Source organism: Pseudomonas sp. Fl4BN1 (assembly GCF_009908285.1).
Classification (GTDB): domain Bacteria; phylum Pseudomonadota; class Gammaproteobacteria; order Pseudomonadales; family Pseudomonadaceae; genus Aquipseudomonas.
On sequence record NZ_JAAARM010000119.1, the window covers coordinates 1 to 416 of the forward strand.

The 416-nt window shown below is 64.4% G+C and carries 1 pseudogene; it reads left to right on the top strand.

Annotated features, from left to right (window positions below):
• Nucleotides 1-206 (top strand): annotated as a pseudogene (locus tag GV818_RS33835) (hypothetical protein); the annotation flags it as partial.
• Nucleotides 207-416: the final 210 nt, after the last annotated feature.

Sequence of the window (416 nt, forward strand, 5' to 3'; positions counted from 1 at the left end):
GGGCCGATCTCGTGCTGTTCGACCCCGAAACGGTGCGCGATGTCGCCACCTTTACCGACCCGCAGCAACCGGCGGCGGGCATTGCGGCGGTGTGGGTCAACGGCCATCTGTCATATCAGCACGGCGCGGTGCAGCCGCATCGGGCAGGCCGCTTCCTCAAGCGTGGGCCCCGTGCGCAGGCAGCTGTGACCGCGGAAATTCACTGAGATCAGAGTTTTGTTTGAAAGCTTGAAAGAAGGAACGTAGCGATGACGATTACCCGAATTGGCGTTGAAGGCGGCACCGGCACCGGTGGCCAGCACCTCCCCTTTGCCCGCGCAGCCGGCGCAGACGGCTGGCTGTTCGTTTCGGGCCAGACGCCCATGGTGAACGGCGAGGTGGTCGGCAACGGCATCGTCGAGCAATCGCACCAGACC